Genomic DNA, 1426 nt, shown 5'->3' on the forward strand with positions numbered 1-1426 from the left:
TCAGAAACATGAAAGAGGAAGGCGATAGTGTTTGCCTTATAAAATCCTTGCAGATATAGTTGTCCTTATCCATTTTCTCTGGATAGTGTTTCTGATATTCGGTGCATTTATAGGAGTAAAATACAAGGCTGTAAAAATATTCCATATCTCAGGCCTCATCTTTGCCTTTATCATCCAGATATTCGACTGGTACTGCCCTCTTACCCATCTTGAGGTATGGCTAAGAACAAAACACGATCCTGCCCTCGCCTATACGGGATCATTCATTCCACATTATATAGAGAAAATCGTTTACATTGAACTCCCTCGTTATACTATTTTTATACTCACTGTCTTTTTATGCGGATTCAATGCGTGGATGTATCGGAGAAAGCGATAAAAAATGGAGTGTTGGAGTGATGGAGTAATGTTTTTATATTCCAATACTCCAGTACTCCATTACTCCAGATTTTTTCTGTGCTTCTTTGAAAGCCAATCAGCCCTTCTGAGCGGCTCGGGTATCCTGTATTTAGAAATGCATTTCATAACAATCTTGATAGATGAATCAATATCGATCAAATGTCCGGGGGAAACAAAAACAGGCCTTACACTGCTCCTTGTCCTTAATACCGCACCAACCTTCATGCCTTTGTAATAGAGATATGCCCAGCTCCCCTTTGTAGCGCCAGGCCCCCTGAATTCTCCTACAAGTCTTGATTTTGCACACCCGATGGTGGGAATATCTAAAATCACACCGATGTGGGATGCAATGCCAATTCCCTTTGGATGTGCTATGCCCTGTCCGTCAAAGAGTATCACATCAGGTTTTATATTTAATTTCCTTATGGCATTAATAATGGCATGTCCTTCTCTAAAAGAAAGCATCCCTGGAATATATGGGAATATTATTTTCTCAGTGGAAAAGGCATCCTGCATGTACCTGAGCTCCGGATATTCATAAAGAGTGGCAACTGCTATAACTTTATCGCCGGCAAATGCCGCATCAACCCCTGCGATTATTTCGGGTGTCTTTTTCAGAGGTATAATCTTCACCCTCTTTCTCAGGACATCCTGAATTTTCTTCGCCCTTGAAATGTCCTTGGGCCATAAATTTTTTATCATCAAATTAAATTATACTTTAATCTAAGTTATGATTACCTTATGAAAATACCTGGACCAAGCTACAGCATAACTTTAAGGATAGAAGTAATCAACAAACCGGGCATGTTCGGCAAGGTAGCAACTGCAATCGGGAATGTGGGAGGCGATATAGGCGCTGTTGACATTGTGAGTGTTGGCAAAGGTGTAATAATCAGGGACATCACTGTAAATGCAAGGGACGAGGCCCACGAGAAACAAATAGTCGAAAGCGTAAAGAAAGTAGAAGGGGTAAGGTGTTGCAAGGGTCTGCACAGCAATACACCACGATAAAGAAAAGGCATATAGA

General features: G+C 40.9%; 3 protein-coding genes. 2 read left to right on the forward strand and 1 reads right to left on the reverse strand.

All coding sequences use genetic code 11. The features are described 5' to 3' along the window. Nucleotides 1-31: 31 nt before the first annotated feature. Nucleotides 32-379: a DUF2784 domain-containing protein gene (locus tag V7L97_RS06330; protein WP_333654305.1), complete on the forward strand. Its 348-nt coding sequence runs from the start codon at nucleotides 32-34 to the stop codon at nucleotides 377-379. Nucleotides 380-438: 59 nt separating this feature from the next. Here the strand turns inward: V7L97_RS06330 and nfi are convergent, their stop codons facing one another. Next, a complete protein-coding gene (nfi, locus tag V7L97_RS06335) occupies nucleotides 439-1101 on the reverse strand; it encodes a deoxyribonuclease V (RefSeq protein WP_333654307.1) in 663 nt (220 codons plus the stop codon). Nucleotides 1102-1140: 39 nt separating this feature from the next. Here nfi and V7L97_RS06340 point away from each other — a divergent pair, with 39 nt between their 5' ends. Further along, nucleotides 1141-1410, forward strand: a complete 270-nt coding sequence (locus V7L97_RS06340) for an ACT domain-containing protein (protein WP_333654310.1) — start codon at nucleotides 1141-1143, stop codon at nucleotides 1408-1410. The last annotated feature ends 16 nt before the right edge of the window (nucleotides 1411-1426 follow it).

Source organism: Dissulfurispira sp. (genome assembly GCF_036745535.1).
Taxonomy (GTDB): Bacteria; Nitrospirota; Thermodesulfovibrionia; order Thermodesulfovibrionales; family Dissulfurispiraceae; genus Dissulfurispira.